This is a genomic window from Serratia sp. CY81684 (assembly GCF_052166595.1).
GTDB lineage: Bacteria > Pseudomonadota > Gammaproteobacteria > Enterobacterales > Enterobacteriaceae > Serratia > Serratia nematodiphila.
Genome location: NZ_JBJNOO010000003.1, coordinates 56,012 through 70,007, shown reverse-complemented (window position 1 = coordinate 70,007; position 13,996 = coordinate 56,012). Strand labels below are relative to the sequence as shown.

The window sequence follows — 13,996 nt, the reverse complement described above, 5'->3', positions numbered from 1 at the left end:
ACTCCCTCGTTTCGCGAACTCGTCGCGGTTACTTGCCGTCTTTACCGACGTGCAGAATGGCCAGGAACGCTTCCTGCGGCAGCTCGACGTTGCCGACCTGCTTCATGCGCTTCTTACCGTCTTTCTGTTTCTGCAGCAGCTTTTTCTTACGGCTGACGTCACCGCCGTAGCATTTCGCCAGCACGTTTTTACGCAGCTGCTTCACGGTGGAGCGCGCGATGATGTGCGTGCCGATCGCCGCCTGAATCGCGATGTCGAACTGCTGACGCGGGATCAGATCTTTCATCTTCTCCACCAATTCACGGCCGCGGTACTGCGAGTTGTCGCGGTGAGTGATCAGCGCCAGCGCATCCACGCGCTCGTTGTTGATCAGCACGTCCACGCGCACCATGTCAGAGGCCTGGAAGCGCTTGAAGTTGTAATCCAGCGACGCATAACCGCGCGACGTGGACTTCAGGCGGTCGAAGAAGTCGAGCACCACTTCCGCCATCGGGATTTCATAGGTCAGCGCCACCTGGTTGCCGTGGTAGACCATGTTGGTCTGCACGCCGCGCTTCTCAACGCACAGGGTGATGACGTTGCCCAGGTATTCCTGCGGCATCAGCATGTGACATTCGGCGATCGGCTCGCGCAGTTCCTGGATGTTGTTCAACGGCGGCAGCTTGGATGGGCTGTCGACGTAGATCACTTCCTTGCCGGTGGTTTCCACTTCATAGACTACCGTCGGCGCGGTGGTGATCAGATCCAGATCGTATTCACGCTCCAGACGCTCCTGAATGATCTCCATGTGCAGCAGACCGAGGAAGCCACAGCGGAAGCCGAAGCCCAACGCGGTGGAGCTTTCCGGTTCGTAGAACAGGGAGGCGTCGTTAAGGCTCAGCTTGCCCAGCGCATCGCGGAAAGATTCATAGTCGTCGGAGCTGATCGGGAACAGACCGGCGTACACCTGCGGCTTCACTTTCTTGAAGCCCGGCAACGCTTTATCCGCCGGCTGACGCGCCTGCGTCAGGGTATCGCCCACCGGCGCGCCGAGGATGTCTTTGATCGCACAGACCAGCCAGCCCACTTCGCCGCAGTTCAGCACGTCACGATCGACCTGCTTCGGCGTGAAGATGCCCAAGCGATCGGCGTTATACACCTGGCCGGTGCTCATGACCTTGATCTTGTCGCCCTTGCGCAGCGTGCCGTTCTTGACGCGCACCAGCGACACGACGCCCAGGTAGTTATCGAACCAGGAGTCGATGATCAGCGCCTGCAGCGGCGCATCCGGATCGCCCTGCGGCGGCGGAATGTCGCGCACCAGGCGCTCCAGCACGTCGGGCACGCCGACGCCGGTTTTAGCCGAGCAGCGCACGGCATCGGTGGCGTCGATGCCGACGATGTCTTCGATTTCCTGCGCGGCGCGATCCGGATCGGCGGCCGGCAGGTCGATTTTATTCAACACCGGTACCACTTCCAGATCCATTTCGATCGCGGTGTAGCAGTTGGCCAGCGTCTGGGCTTCTACGCCCTGGCCGGCATCCACCACCAGCAGCGCGCCTTCGCAGGCCGCCAGCGAGCGGGAAACTTCATAGGAGAAGTCAACGTGGCCGGGAGTGTCGATAAAGTTAAGCTGATAGGTCTGCCCATCCTGCGCTTTATAATCCAGCGTCACGCTCTGCGCCTTGATGGTGATGCCGCGCTCGCGCTCCAGATCCATGGAATCGAGCACCTGCGCAGCCATTTCACGGTCGGTCAAGCCACCGCAGATTTGGATAATGCGGTCAGACAGCGTCGACTTACCGTGGTCAATATGGGCAATAATGGAGAAATTTCGTATATGCTTCATTATAAAAGTTTTTCTGCCTTGGTATTTCTGAATTACTCGCCTATAGAAACCCGCATGGACCTAAAGCGACAGTGAATGGGTGAGGCCGTCTTGCACCTGAATCGCTGCATTCTACATGCCACACCACTGAAAACCTAGCGATCGGTGCAGTGAAGGCATTCTATTATGCGCCGCTAAATGTTACAGGGCGCCCCGGCGGGTGAAAACAGATGTTAACGCGGACGATGCGGCCTGAACCCAAGGCTTGCCGGTGCTTCGTGGCCGTCAAACTTCGGCGCTAATACATAACCGGCCACAGCGCAATAAACCCTCTCCGAAATTATAAAAAAAGAATATTTGGATCAACCTCTTAGAATTCCATTTTGCCCCACTTCCTTTAGGAAAAACCCCATATACGCCACCACCGTCCCTCGGATAGAAAGGGCATGAGCTCCGCGACAAAACATTATTCAGGGCACTACATCGGCAGCCCACCGGGGTTCACCAGCATATCTGCGTACGTTGATTGGAAGGTGCATTATGATCGATAAAGGGCAAATGCTGAGCCGGCACGATTTTTCAAAGGTCAACTGGGGCATACTGGCGGCGGCGGCGCTGCTGTTTAGCGTGGGGGCGGCGCTGTTGGTGCTGCCGCTGCTGAGCAGCATTGACGAAAGCCAGGTCATCACGCTGTTGCAAGCCGGCGCGGGCACGATTTTACTCGGCTGTACGCTGCTGGCGCTGCGGCATTATCTGCGTCCGACGCTGACCTATCGTCTGTACGAGCACGGCGTGCGGGTCTTTGACAGCCACCATCACAAAGAGCGTTTCATCCCGTTTGAGAAGATCGGCGACATCTATCGCTTTCGCGGCGGCCAGGCTTTTGGCGGGCTGTTTGACGTTACGGCGTTCCGCGCCGGTGCAGATCAGCCCTGGTGCACGGTTTTCAGCAACGTCGCCCACTCGTGGCGATTGGCGGACGTGATCGTCGACCAACAGCTGCAGCAGCGCGGGCCGCTGGCGCTGAATGCGCTCTATCAGGGGGGAACGGTGTCGTTTCACACCATAGAGGGCGACGCGCGCTGGCTGTGGCAGTTGCTGCTCGGCAAGCAGCAAGGCACGCCGACCGAAACGCTGCGGCTGAGCGCCACCCTGCTGACGACGGAACGGGGAAACGTGCCTATCGAACAGATCCGCGCGTTGGAAAATCATCCGCAGCGCGGCATCCGCTTATTCGACGGCCAGGGAAATGTGCTGTTCGCGATTAACTACGATTCGCTGCTCAGCGCCGATCTATTCATCGCGCTGTTGGAGCATATGATCCACAACCGCATCCCCGCCTATCACAACCCGGCGATGACGCGGCCATCGGTTTAAATCAGCGGGGAGTTTTCCGCCTGCATGCGCATCGCGGTAGGCGGCAACCCAATTTGCAGCACCACCGGCTGGTAATCGGCCTGTTCGCCCAGACGTCGGGCCAAGCGGCGAGCCAGCATAAAGGCCGCACCGCCGCCCAACACGGCGCCGACTGCCGCCGAGGCATCGCTGCCGAAACAATATTGCAGCAGCGTGCCGCCCAGCATCATACCCAGCAGCGGCGTCAGGTAAACCAGCATGGCGGAGCGCAGCAGGCTGCCTTCCGCGATGCCGACCTCGACGCGCTGCCCCGGTTCGAGCGGCTGATCGATATGTACCTGCAGCTGATGCTCGGTTTCCGGCACCAGCTCGTTCAGCGCACGCGCGCCACAGCCGGAGCGCGCGGTGCAGCTGCCGCAGCCGGCCTTGGGTTCACAGCGCAGCAGCGCTACGCCCTGTTGCCACGAAACCACCGTGGCCCACTCTTTCATCATTACGGCGATACCTTGAAAGAAATGCTGTCGGCGATGCGCTTGGCCGTCGCCGGCGGCAATTCGCCCACAATCGTGATTTCGTTGCCCGCGCGCACTTCGGTCTGAATGGTGCGGCGCCCCTGACGGTAGTACTGCTGCCCGGCTCCGCTGCCCGCCGGGCTGACGTTGACCGAGAAGCTGAACAGGCCATCGCTGTAGAGCCGGGATTCCACCGGCACGGCGACGTTCGGCAATTTGCGGCGATTGCGCGCCACCTCGTCCACGCCGGCCGGCAGCCAGCCGGTGCTCCAGCTGAGCTGGACATTTTCCACCGCCGGCAGCGACAGCAGCGGCGGCAGGTTGGCTTTGAGCAGCCCCTGCATCGCGCCCTGCACCTCGGCACCGACCGCGAAGGAGATCACCCGGTATTGCTCCAGCGTTTCGCCGTCGCGATCGAGCAGATCTACCCGCAGCGGCAGCTTGGTGTCTTCGTCCATCCAGACGATGTAGCTGTAGCGGGAACCGTCGCGCGCCACCACGCGCAGCACTTCACACGGCCGATCGGCGATGCGGGTGCTGCCCACGGAAATGAAGTCGTAATACTTCGCCAGACGGGTGAAATCGGCATAAACGATCGCCGGCAGCGCATCGACGATGTGATCGCCGGTGAGCGTGAACGGCTCCAGACCGGGTTCGAAGTAGCTGATCCCGCCGCCGCGCTGCAACACTTCGCGGCGCGGGCCATCCATATGCAGCAGCTGGCCGAGCGGCACGTTGCCGATCACCGCATGGCGATAGCGCAACGACTCGATTCCCTGCTTGCTGACGCTGATGTAGGCGAGCTCGTAATTGAGAGAACGGCTGGCGCTGCTCATCTGTTGCAATAACGCCCCGGACGCAGTTGGCTGCGCCGGGGCGATGCTGGAATAGAGCAGGCTGCCCGTCAATAAACAAACGGAGAACCAGATTTGCTTCATTACTGCTGTTGCATTCCTAAAGACTGAGTTCCGGGAACCTGAATGGCAGCCTGTTGCGGGTTGCCTTGCTCAAGCTGCAGCTGATCCGAATGCAGGCGACGTTGCAGTTCATAGTCCTGCAGCATGGCGTTGATACGCTTGCGCTGTTCCTGCACCTGCTGCTGTTGGCCGCTGCCGGTGGAGAAACTGTCGGCAGGAACGCCCAGGCTGACCGGCGAGGCCTGCCCCATGATCGGCAGCGTGGTGAAGGCCGGCGATTCGGACGCGTTCGATGTCGCAGAAGGCTGGTTGTAGTGCTGCACGCCGACGATCACCGCCAGCGACACGCAGGCCGCCATGCCGATTTGCGTAATCTGGCTCGCCCAAGGACGCACTTTGTCCCAGAACGGCATTCTCGGCCAGGTGTGAGGCTGCGGCTGAGATTCCTGAACGGCGGAAAGCACCAGCCGGGCGGGTTCTTTCTCAAGTGCAGCGGCGACGCGATCGGCGATGTCGAGATGCATCACTTGTCCGACATCACCTCGCAGTGTGTCACGTATCAGGTGATAGCTCTGCCAGCTTTGTTGAAGCGTTCGATCTTGCGACAGAGAACTCAACAGCTCGCTGTCGAACGATTCACCATCCATCAGAGCGGAAAGCTTTTCTTTCTGCATGCCTAAGTACCCTTCCTGTGCCCGCCATTGCTAACGCTGGATCAGCGGTTGAACTTTATTATCGATAGCTTCCCGGGCGCGGAAAATACGCGAACGTACGGTTCCGACCGGGCAATCCATGATGGCGGCTATTTCTTCGTAGCTTAGACCATCCAACTCCCGCAGGGTAATCGCCATGCGAAGATCCTCAGGGAGAGACTCAATGGTACGGAAAACTATCTGTCTCAGCTCTTCTGACAACATTAAGTTCTCAGGGTTCGAAATTTCTTTCAGTGCGCCCGCACTTTCGTAATTTTCCGCATCGTTGGCGTCCACATCACTGGATGGCGGACGGCGCCCCTGAGCAACCAGATAATTCTTTGCCGTGTTCACGGCGATTCGATACAACCAGGTATAAAAAGCGCTGTCGCCACGGAACGATTCCAGTGCGCGATAGGCCTTGATAAACGACTCCTGCACCACATCGGGCACATCGCCCTGCGGCACATAGCGGGAAACGAGACTCGCCACCTTATGCTGATAGCGCACTACCAGTAGGTTAAACGACTTCTGGTCGCCCTTTTGGACCCGCTCGACCAGAACTTGATCCGTTAACTGCTCGCTCATCCGAGGTAAACTCTCCCCAAATCCGTCTCCACGCGTAAAATTGTACTGCCAGCCATACATTATTTTCCTGAGCAAGCACTCGCTTGGAGTTCATATAGAACACGAAGTTCCATATCGCCATTGTTTTTTCTGTTGATGTCACCCTATCCGTGGCTTTTGCCCGGACAGTTAGGCTAACATGAAATTCACTCTTCTTCTGCACACATCATACGTTATGCAACCATCATCTGAACATGTTAGCGATGTACTGATCGTCGGCAGCGGCGCTGCGGGCCTGTCACTGGCGCTGCGCCTGGCGCAGCATTGCAAGGTTACCGTTCTCAGCAAGGGGCCGCTCAGCGAGGGAGCCACCTTTTACGCCCAGGGCGGGATCGCCGCGGTGTTCGATGAGACGGACAGCATTGCCTCACACGTTGATGACACTTTGATTGCCGGCGCCGGCCTGTGCGACAAAGAGGCCGTCGAATTCATCGCCGGCAACGCGCGCCACTGCGTGCAATGGCTGATCGATCAGGGCGTGCTGTTCGACACCGAGGTCAACGCGCAGGGCGAGGCGCATTATCACCTCACGCGCGAAGGCGGCCACAGCCATCGCCGCATCCTGCACGCCGCAGACGCTACCGGTAAGGAAGTAGAGACCACGCTGGTAGGGAAAGCAAGCGCTCACCCCAATATTTGCGTGATGGAACGCCGCAACGCGGTCGACCTTATTACCTCGAACAAAATCGGCCTGCCTGGCACCCGCCGCGTAGTGGGCGCTTACGTCTGGAACCGCGAGCTGGAGCGGGTGGAAACCTACCGCGCCAAAACGGTGGTGCTGGCGACCGGCGGCGCGGCCAAGGTATACCAATACACCACCAACCCGGACATCTCCTCCGGCGACGGCATCGCCATGGCCTGGCGCGCCGGCTGCCGGGTCGCCAACCTGGAGTTCAACCAGTTCCACCCGACCTGCCTGTTCCATCCGCAGGCGCGCAACTTCCTGCTGACCGAAGCGCTGCGCGGCGAAGGCGCCTACCTGAAACGTCCGGACGGCAGCCGCTTTATGCCGGATTTCGACCCGCGCGGCGAACTGGCCCCGCGCGATATCGTCGCCCGCGCCATCGACCATGAAATGAAGCGCCTGGGCGCCGACTGCATGTACCTGGACATCAGCCACAAGCCGGCGGCGTTCATCACCCAGCACTTCCCGATGATCCACGAAAAGCTGCTGACGCTGGGCTTCGATCTGACCCGGCAACCGATCCCTATCGTCCCGGCGGCGCACTACACCTGCGGCGGCGTGATGGTCGATCAGCACGGCCGCACCGATCTCGACGGGCTGTACGCCATCGGCGAGGTCAGCTACACCGGCCTGCACGGTGCCAACCGCATGGCGTCGAATTCACTGCTGGAGTGCCTGGTTTACGGTTGGTCGGCGGCGGAAGACATTCTGCAGCGCCTGCCGTTCATCCAGCAGGCCAAACAGGTGCCGCACTGGGATGAAAGCCGGGTGGACGATGCAGACGAACGGGTGGTGATCCAGCACAACTGGCACGAGCTGCGGCTGTTCATGTGGGATTACGTCGGCATCGTGCGTACCACCAAGCGGCTGGAGCGCGCCCTGCGCCGCATCAATACGCTGCAGGCGGAAATCGACGAGTACTACGCTCACTTCCGCATCTCCAATAACCTGCTGGAGCTGCGCAATCTGGTGCAGGTGGCTGAGCTTATCGTGCGCAGCGCCATGGCGCGCAAAGAGAGCCGCGGCCTGCACTACACGCTGGACTACCCGGATTTGCTGCCGGAAGCGCTGCCGACCATTTTGCAGCCTTAAACAAAGCGACAGGGCGCCTTATCGGCGCCCTTTTCCTTTCAGTAGAACAGATAGAAGTCGGCGATCAAGCGGCGGAAATCGTCGGTATAGCTGCCGTCGGCCTGTTTGATCGCCAGCGCCTGCTCCCGCAGCGGCGTTTCCTTACGCGTCAGCGCCAGCAGCACCCGGTGCCGCGGCGTATCGGCCCGATCGCTGACGTTCACTTTCGCCGCCGTGTGCCAGCCGCTTTGCTGCGCCAGGCGTTCAAATTCGGCGCCGATGTCGTGCGGCAGCACCACGCAGAACGTTCCTTGCTCCACCAGCAGCTGCGCCGCACTGGCCAACAGCGCGTCGTGCGTTAAGGTTTCGGTGTAGCGCGCGTTGTGGCGCGCCTGATCGCGGCAGGCCACCGCCGGCTCAAAATAAGGCGGATTGCTGACGATCAGATCATACTCAGCGGCATGCTGCTGCGCATAATGGTGAATATCCTGCGCATGCACGCGGATGCGCTGCGGCCACGGCGATTCCGCCGCGTTTTCGCGCGCCTGGCCGGCGGCGGCTTCGTCCAGTTCCACCGCGTCGACGGTCACCTCGTCGCCGCTGCGCTGCGCCAGCATCAGCGCGATCAGCCCGCTGCCGCTGCCGATGTCCAGCACCCGGCGCGCCTGCCCCACCGGCGCCCAGGCGCCGAGCAACACCCCGTCGGTGCCCACTTTCATGGCGCAACGATCGTGGGCGACAAAGAATTGTTTAAAGGTAAATCCCCCGCGGCGCGGGGTAAAATCGGCTTTCGATCGCTTGCTCACACTCACCACCTGACTATAAAACTGGCGTAGCATAAGGCAATCTGATCGGCGGGAAAAGAGCGGCTTTCCGCTTAAATAGGTGAAGATCGCGGCCAACCCGTCTATAATCGGCGCCCCAAGTAGAGGTAGACCATGACAGCAACCACTTTTTCCGAACTCGAACTCGATGATCGCCTGATCGACGCGCTGCGCGACAAAGGCTACGATCGCCCCACCGCCATTCAGGCCGCTGCGATCCCGCCGGCGATGGACGGGCGCGACGTCTTAGGTTCGGCTCCGACCGGCACCGGCAAAACCGCCGCCTTCCTGCTGCCCGTGTTGCAGCACCTGCTGGACTTTCCACGCAAGAAATCCGGCCCACCGCGCGTGCTGATCCTGACGCCAACGCGTGAACTGGCGATGCAGGTCGCCGACCAGGCGCGTGAATTGGCTGCTCATACCTCGCTGGATATCGCCACCATCACCGGCGGCGTCGCTTACATGAACCACGCGGAAGTGTTCAGCGAAAACCAGGACGTGGTGGTCGCCACCACCGGCCGCTTGCTGCAATACATTAAAGAAGAGAACTTCGACTGCCGCGCGGTGGAAACCCTGATCCTCGACGAAGCCGACCGCATGCTCGACATGGGCTTCGCGCAGGACATCGAAACCATCTCCGCCGAAACCCGCTGGCGCAACCAGACGCTGCTGTTCTCCGCCACGCTGGAAGGCGAAGCGATCCGCGAATTCGCCGAGCGCATCCTGAAAGAGCCCGTGGAAGTGGAAGCCGACCCGTCGCGCCGCGAACGCAAAAAAATCCTGCAGTGGTACTACCGCGCCGATGACGTGCAGCACAAAACCGCGCTGCTGATCCACCTGCTGAAACAGCCGGACGTGCAAAAATCGGTGATCTTCGTGCGCAAGCGCGAGCGCGTGCACGAGCTGGCCACCTGGCTGCGCGAAGCGGGCATCAACACCTGCTATCTCGAAGGCGAAATGGTGCAGGCCAAACGCAACGAAGCGGTCAAACGCATGATGGATGGCCGGGTTAACGTGCTGGTGGCCACCGACGTTGCCGCGCGCGGCCTGGATATCCTCGATATCACCCACGTATTCAACTTCGACATGCCACGCACGGCGGATACCTACCTGCACCGTATCGGCCGTACCGGCCGCGCCGGGCGCAAAGGCACCGCCATTTCGCTGGTGGAAGCGCACGATCATCTGCTGCTGGGCAAAGTGGGCCGTTACCTGAACGAGCCGCTGAAAGCACGCGTGATCGACGAACTGCGGCCGAAAACCAAGGTGCCGAACGAGAAGAGCAACGGTAAACCGTCGAAGAAAGTGCTGGCCAAGCGCGCGGAAGACAAGGCGAAGAACAAAGAAAAGGCCAAGGTGAAAGTGCGCCATCGCGACGCCAAGAACGTCGGCAAACGCCGTCAGGCGAAGGCCAAACCAACCGGCGACGCGCAATAACCGCCACTGTTCAAGAAAAAACCGCCTGTGCAGGCGGTTTTTTTATGGGCGTTTACTGCTGCGCGTAATGCGTGGCCAGGCGGTGCCCCTGCAGCCATTTATCCAGCTCGCGGAACTGCGCCTTCAGCTCGTCATTCTGCAAATGCGCCGGCGTTTGCGAGAAATAAAACTGGAACGCAAAACCCTGCTGATTGCGCGCCCGGGCATCGGCCCCGGCCTGCAACAGCAACAGCGCCAGATGCGGCGCATTAATCTTCGCCGCCAGATGCAGCGGGGTATCCCCCAGCCGATCGCTCAGGGTGGTGTCCGCCCCGGCCGCCAGCAGCAGCCGCAGTTGCTCCTCACGCCCGGCCAGCACCGCCGCCGCAAGCGGTGTGGCGCCGGTAACGGCATTACGCACGTTCACCTGCTTAACCTTGGCCAGCAGCAACCGCAGGTACTGCGCATCGTGCAATATCGCTGCGGTGTGCAGCGCACTGTTGCCGTCCAGCCCCGCCGCCGCCGCATCGGCGCCGAGCTCCAGCAACGTCTGCACGCTGGCCGGCTGTTGCGAAAGCACCGCCCACTGCAACAGCGTGACCTGCCGATCGCCCCGTTCGCGCAAGCGCTCCTGTGTGGCCTGCGCACCGATGCCCTGCGTATCGCCGCGCGCCACCGCCTGAGCCAGCGCCAGATTGCTGCGGCCGTCAAACGGTGAAATCTCCTGCCCCATCTGTTGCTCCTTAGCCATCATCAGTAAACCGGTCACCGCGACCAGCGCCAGTAAGGCTATCGCCAGCGCCCGCCGCAAGCGACGCCCTTCAGGCATTGGCCTTCGCCTCCCACGGCTTTTGTTCCGCCATCGAGCTTATCACCTTGTCGATGCCGTGCGCCGTCAGGCTGCGATCCAGATGCTTGCTCGGCCGCCAGTCATCGATGCCGGTCAGGGTATCGTTGTTGGCCAAAGTGATGTTATGGCCGATGGCGTCCGGGATCAGCGAGGTCGACTCCTGGGTGCTGGTCAGCATGTCATATTGCTCGCTGTAACGGCGAATGCCGCCGGCTTCGGCATCTTTCTTCGCCGCCGCCGGATCGATACCCAGGCGATTCAGGGTGTAATCCGACACCCCGGCCGCATTGAAGGTGACCGCGACGGTGCCGGTCGCCAGCGCCGCCGTGGCCGCCAGACCGCCGCCGAGCGAATGGCCGGCGATCACCAGCGCATCGCCGAAGGCCGCCTTGGCGCTTTTGGCGGCGGCAACCGCCTGATTGTACTGCACATCATCATAACCCGTCGCCTGCCGCACGTTGCTCAGCCAGTCGCGCCAGTCGTTGGTGCCGGCGAACGCCAACACATACTGCTTGTCGTTGCTGTAAACCCCGGCCTGGAAACCGCTGCCCGCGTCGTGCAGGCTGGCGGGATCGATGCCGAAACCGAGCAGCGCGCTGTCGCTCAGGCGGTTGAACCCGGCGGCGCCCTGGCCGTTCAGCGAGTAAACGTCCTTGGCCAACAGCGCCAACGCATAATCGCCCTCTTGCGATTGCTGCCCCCGGGTCACGCCCGGCACTGCCGCCGCCGCCGTCGGCGCCGCTGCGGAGAGATCGCCGACCAACGTATTCAACAGATTCTGCGCATTGAGCGTGTTCTGAGAGGGGGTGGCCACCGGCGCGGGACTTGCCGGCGCGGCTGCGGGCTGCGCCGCCGGTGCCGTCTCGGCGATGGCGCGAGATGTAGGGATCGCGGCCACCGGAGATACTGCAGAGGTAAAACTTAAAGGCATACTCATGCCGACTCCTTGTCGATAGACTTTTTATTGAGCACCTGAATAGGTACTGACTTAGCTATCGGCAGGTCGGATGAGTTCTGTATCAGGAATGCTTAACTTTGTGCAAATTGTGATCCACGTTTGGTTTTCGGCCGCCAAACGCAAAAAGGGAGCCGAAGCTCCCTGATTGACTGCGCCGCCGATTACAGGCTTTCGGTAAAGGTGCGGGCGATAACGTCGCGCTGCTGTTCCGGCGTCAGGGAATTGAAACGCACCGCATAGCCGGACACGCGGATGGTCAGCTGCGGGTATTTTTCCGGATGCTTGACCGCGTCTTCCAGGGTTTCACGGCGCAGCACGTTGACGTTCAGGTGCTGGCCACCTTCTACGCGCACGGTCGGCTGCATTTCCAGCGGCACTTCACGGTATTCGATCTGGCCCAGATCGCTCACCGCGACAACCTGATCTTCCGCGTAGTTAGCCTTGGCGCACACGCAGCGGGCTTCCGCTTTTTCATCGTCCAGCAGCCAGAAAGAATTCACCAGCGCCTGGTCGTTCGCTTTGGTAATTTGAATACCGGTAATCATTATGTTGCCTCCGTACAAGGGCGTAAAAATTCACGTCGTGAGAAAACCCAATTCTGGTTTCGGCCATTTGGTAAAACCATTGTTGTCTTGTTGTTCTGTATACCAGCCTGACCGGGCCAGTTCTTTGATTAAAGTCAATTTTTACCGGGTAGGCACAGGGCGTTAAGGGGCAAATTTATGTTTTATATCAATTTTCCCGCTGCGCCAAAAACCAATTATTTTTGTAAATTTTCAAAAATAATTGCATTGCGTGTGACGGCGAGAAACGAAAAGCGGGTTTCGCTGCGCGCGCCGACACGGTAAGCTATAGCCTATGAATTGCTAAAGAAAACAAAGGAGAGCGTTTATGGCCACCTCCCTCACCTGGCATGACGTGATCGGCAAAGAGAAAGAGCAGCCCTATTTTGTTGAAACGCTCGCCTTTGTTGCCGCTGAGCGCCAGGCCGGTAAGACCATTTATCCACCGCAGAAGGACGTGTTCAACGCGTTCCGCTTTACCGAGCTGGCGGACGTTAAAGTCGTCATCCTCGGCCAGGATCCGTATCACGGGCCCAATCAGGCGCACGGCCTCTCTTTCTCGGTGCGCCCCGGCGTGCCGGCGCCGCCGTCGCTGGTGAATATGTATAAAGAGCTGGCAACCGACATTCCCGGTTTCGAACGCCCGGATCACGGTTACCTGCAAAGCTGGGCCGAACAGGGGGTGCTGCTGCTCAACACCGTGCTGACGGTGGAAGGCGGCCGCGCGCACTCGCACGCCAATTTGGGCTGGGAAACCTTTACCGATAAAGTGATCGCCGCCCTGAACGAGAACCGCGAAGGCGTGGTGTTCCTGCTGTGGGGCTCGCACGCGCAGAAGAAAGGCAACTTTATCGACCGCAACCGTCACCATGTGCTGAAAGCGCCGCACCCGTCGCCGCTTTCCGCCCACCGCGGTTTCCTCGGCTGCCGCCACTTCTCGCAGGCCAATCAGCTGCTGGAGCAGCAAGGGCTCACACCGATCGACTGGATGCCGCGCCTGCCGCAGGCGTAGTCCAGAGACAAAAAAGGCACCCTCGGGTGCCTTTCTTTATGCCGTTGCCGGGGCGATTACGCCTTGGCTTTGGAGACCGCGACCATCGCCGGGCGCAGCAGGCGGCCGTTCAGCGTATAGCCTTTCTGCATCACCATCATCACATGGTTCGGCTGGTGATCGGCGGATTCCATCATGCTCATTGCCTGATGCACTTCCGGGTTGAACGGCACGTTGACGTCGCCGACGATTTCGATGCCGTACTTGCGCACCACGTCCAGCAGCGATTTCAGCGTCAGCTCGATGCCTTCGATCATCGCGGCCAGTTCCGGATTGTTTTTATCCGCCAGATCCAGCGCACGCTCCAGGTTGTCGATCACCGGCAGCAGATCGCCGGAGAATTTCTCCAGGGCGAACTTGTGCGCTTTCTCGACGTCCAGTTCGGCGCGGCGACGGATGTTCTCCGCTTCCGCTTTGGCGCGCAGCAGGCTGTCGCGCTCGTGCTGCTGAGCTTCCGCCAGTTGGGCTTCCAGTTCGGCGATACGCGCATCGCGCAGATCGACGCCTTCCGCCGCTTCCGGCAGCGTATCCTCGTGATGAGCGTGTTGTTCCATTTCTTCCGAGACTTGCTCGTTTGGCGTCTTCTGTTCTTTACTACTCATGAATATCTCCGCGTTTTAGCATTAATCTCGCAACTTGGCTTATTATGGGGATCAAAACCGGGGTT

14 protein-coding genes are annotated in these 13,996 nt (G+C 60.3%); 4 read left to right on the top strand and 10 right to left on the bottom strand.

Annotated elements, in window-relative coordinates:
* Nucleotides 1–28: 28 nt before the first annotated feature.
* Nucleotides 29–1,828, bottom strand: a complete 1,800-nt coding sequence (gene lepA / locus ACJ8QF_RS08205; RefSeq protein WP_004929150.1) for a translation elongation factor 4 — start codon at nt 1,826–1,828, stop codon at nt 29–31.
* A 519-nt stretch (nt 1,829–2,347) separates the two neighbouring features.
* Between lepA and ACJ8QF_RS08200 the strand changes: the two genes are divergently transcribed.
* The gene (locus ACJ8QF_RS08200) at nt 2,348–3,184 is read left to right on the top strand and encodes a hypothetical protein (protein ID WP_015378807.1); all 837 of its coding nucleotides are present in this window, start codon (nt 2,348–2,350) and stop codon (nt 3,182–3,184) included.
* Here ACJ8QF_RS08200 and rseC read toward each other — a convergent pair.
* From rseC to rpoE, 4 genes are read right to left on the bottom strand one after another with little or no spacing between them, the layout of a single operon-like run.
* Nucleotides 3,181–3,657 carry a SoxR-reducing system protein RseC gene (gene rseC, locus ACJ8QF_RS08195; protein WP_004929144.1) on the bottom strand — a complete coding sequence of 159 codons (477 nt, stop codon included), beginning with the start codon at nt 3,655–3,657 and terminating at the stop codon, nt 3,181–3,183. The genes ACJ8QF_RS08200 and rseC overlap by 4 nt on opposite strands.
* On the bottom strand, nt 3,657–4,613 hold the full coding sequence (gene rseB, locus ACJ8QF_RS08190; protein ID WP_004929141.1) for a sigma-E factor regulatory protein RseB: 957 nt from the start codon (nt 4,611–4,613) through the stop codon (nt 3,657–3,659). Before rseB ends, rseC begins: the two co-directional genes overlap by 1 nt.
* The gene (gene rseA / locus ACJ8QF_RS08185) at nt 4,613–5,266 is read right to left on the bottom strand and encodes an anti-sigma-E factor RseA (RefSeq protein WP_442537436.1); all 654 of its coding nucleotides are present in this window, start codon (nt 5,264–5,266) and stop codon (nt 4,613–4,615) included. Before rseA ends, rseB begins: the two co-directional genes overlap by 1 nt.
* A 30-nt stretch (nt 5,267–5,296) precedes the next feature.
* A complete protein-coding gene (rpoE, locus tag ACJ8QF_RS08180) occupies nt 5,297–5,872 on the bottom strand; it encodes an RNA polymerase sigma factor RpoE (protein WP_004929136.1) in 576 nt (191 codons plus the stop codon).
* 214 nt (nt 5,873–6,086) lie between these two features.
* On the opposite strand from rpoE, the gene nadB reads away from it, so the two are divergent.
* Complete coding sequence (gene nadB, locus ACJ8QF_RS08175) at nt 6,087–7,688, top strand: L-aspartate oxidase (RefSeq protein ID WP_004929128.1); 1,602 nt, start codon at nt 6,087–6,089, stop codon at nt 7,686–7,688.
* Between the two features lie 38 nt (nt 7,689–7,726).
* On the opposite strand, the gene trmN is transcribed toward nadB, so the two are convergent.
* Nucleotides 7,727–8,506, bottom strand: coding sequence for a tRNA(1)(Val) (adenine(37)-N(6))-methyltransferase TrmN (gene trmN / locus ACJ8QF_RS08170; protein ID WP_154871612.1), 780 nt, complete (start codon nt 8,504–8,506; stop codon nt 7,727–7,729).
* Between the two features lie 99 nt (nt 8,507–8,605).
* On the opposite strand from trmN, the gene srmB reads away from it, so the two are divergent.
* Entirely contained in the window at nt 8,606–9,928 is a 1,323-nt protein-coding gene (srmB, locus tag ACJ8QF_RS08165; RefSeq protein ID WP_047025578.1) for an ATP-dependent RNA helicase SrmB, read from the top strand.
* A 52-nt stretch (nt 9,929–9,980) separates the two neighbouring features.
* On the opposite strand, the gene ACJ8QF_RS08160 is transcribed toward srmB, so the two are convergent.
* From ACJ8QF_RS08160 to grcA, 3 genes are all read right to left on the bottom strand, one after another.
* A complete protein-coding gene (locus ACJ8QF_RS08160; protein ID WP_338911250.1) occupies nt 9,981–10,736 on the bottom strand; it encodes an ankyrin repeat domain-containing protein in 756 nt (251 codons plus the stop codon).
* The gene (locus ACJ8QF_RS08155; protein ID WP_442537435.1) at nt 10,729–11,694 is read right to left on the bottom strand and encodes a phospholipase; all 966 of its coding nucleotides are present in this window, start codon (nt 11,692–11,694) and stop codon (nt 10,729–10,731) included. The genes ACJ8QF_RS08160 and ACJ8QF_RS08155 overlap by 8 nt, the downstream gene beginning before the upstream one ends.
* Before the next feature lie 182 nt (nt 11,695–11,876).
* Nucleotides 11,877–12,260 (bottom strand): autonomous glycyl radical cofactor GrcA, encoded by a 384-nt coding sequence (gene grcA, locus ACJ8QF_RS08150; protein ID WP_004929114.1) that lies wholly within the window; start codon nt 12,258–12,260, stop codon nt 11,877–11,879.
* 346 nt (nt 12,261–12,606) lie between these two features.
* On the opposite strand from grcA, the gene ung reads away from it, so the two are divergent.
* A complete protein-coding gene (gene ung, locus ACJ8QF_RS08145; protein ID WP_004929112.1) occupies nt 12,607–13,290 on the top strand; it encodes a uracil-DNA glycosylase in 684 nt (227 codons plus the stop codon).
* A gap of 56 nt (nt 13,291–13,346) precedes the next feature.
* On the opposite strand, the gene grpE is transcribed toward ung, so the two are convergent.
* A complete protein-coding gene (grpE, locus tag ACJ8QF_RS08140; protein WP_025159545.1) occupies nt 13,347–13,931 on the bottom strand; it encodes a nucleotide exchange factor GrpE in 585 nt (194 codons plus the stop codon).
* Nucleotides 13,932–13,996 lie beyond the last annotated feature (65 nt).

Bases quoted from the DNA above. Each gene is read 5' to 3' on its own strand.
- lepA (WP_004929150.1), bottom strand. From the start codon at position 1,828: ATGAAGCATATACGAAATTTCTCCATTATTGCCCATATTGACCACGGT.
- ACJ8QF_RS08200 (WP_015378807.1), top strand. From the start codon at position 2,348: ATGATCGATAAAGGGCAAATGCTGAGCCGGCACGATTTTTCAAAGGTC.
- rseC (WP_004929144.1), bottom strand. From the start codon at position 3,657: ATGATGAAAGAGTGGGCCACGGTGGTTTCGTGGCAACAGGGCGTAGCG.
- rseB (WP_004929141.1), bottom strand. From the start codon at position 4,613: ATGAAGCAAATCTGGTTCTCCGTTTGTTTATTGACGGGCAGCCTGCTC.
- rseA (WP_442537436.1), bottom strand. From the start codon at position 5,266: ATGCAGAAAGAAAAGCTTTCCGCTCTGATGGATGGTGAATCGTTCGAC.
- rpoE (WP_004929136.1), bottom strand. From the start codon at position 5,872: ATGAGCGAGCAGTTAACGGATCAAGTTCTGGTCGAGCGGGTCCAAAAG.
- nadB (WP_004929128.1), top strand. From the start codon at position 6,087: ATGCAACCATCATCTGAACATGTTAGCGATGTACTGATCGTCGGCAGC.
- trmN (WP_154871612.1), bottom strand. From the start codon at position 8,506: ATGCTACGCCAGTTTTATAGTCAGGTGGTGAGTGTGAGCAAGCGATCG.
- srmB (WP_047025578.1), top strand. From the start codon at position 8,606: ATGACAGCAACCACTTTTTCCGAACTCGAACTCGATGATCGCCTGATC.
- ACJ8QF_RS08160 (WP_338911250.1), bottom strand. From the start codon at position 10,736: ATGCCTGAAGGGCGTCGCTTGCGGCGGGCGCTGGCGATAGCCTTACTG.
- ACJ8QF_RS08155 (WP_442537435.1), bottom strand. From the start codon at position 11,694: ATGAGTATGCCTTTAAGTTTTACCTCTGCAGTATCTCCGGTGGCCGCG.
- grcA (WP_004929114.1), bottom strand. From the start codon at position 12,260: ATGATTACCGGTATTCAAATTACCAAAGCGAACGACCAGGCGCTGGTG.
- ung (WP_004929112.1), top strand. From the start codon at position 12,607: ATGGCCACCTCCCTCACCTGGCATGACGTGATCGGCAAAGAGAAAGAG.
- grpE (WP_025159545.1), bottom strand. From the start codon at position 13,931: ATGAGTAGTAAAGAACAGAAGACGCCAAACGAGCAAGTCTCGGAAGAA.